Source organism: Streptococcus sp. DD04 (assembly GCF_001578725.1).
In the GTDB taxonomy this organism is placed as follows: Bacteria; Bacillota; Bacilli; order Lactobacillales; family Streptococcaceae; genus Streptococcus; species Streptococcus sinensis.
This window is the reverse complement of record NZ_KQ969026.1, coordinates 1-254: the sequence shown is the minus strand read 5'-3', so window position 1 is coordinate 254 and position 254 is coordinate 1. Positions and strand designations below refer to the sequence as shown.

Below are 254 nucleotides of genomic sequence, written 5' to 3'. Positions count from 1 at the left end.
CATGAGGTCAGTGTTTCTTCCCTTGGTTTCTGTGTAAATCATAGCAAGAACCAGCTCTTCATTGGCAGCCGTATCTTGCTCGTCCAGTACTTCTCTGACTAAACTTTGGTAAGTCATAACCTGCTTGACATCACGATGGACTTGATAGCCTTTAATCGCAATGGCAGCCAGAACGATGAGCAAAATCAGCCTTCTGATAAATTTAAACATTATTTACTTTGAATATCCTCGATATTTTTGATAAGAATAGAATA

Annotated in this window: 1 protein-coding gene; it reads right to left on the bottom strand. The window is 38.6% G+C overall.

Annotation, left to right across the window (positions count from 1 at the left end; genetic code table 11):
• On the bottom strand, positions 1-210 hold a 210-nt coding region (locus STRDD04_RS10380; protein WP_197460107.1), incomplete at its 3' end, for a lysozyme family protein.
• Positions 211-254 lie beyond the last annotated feature (44 nt).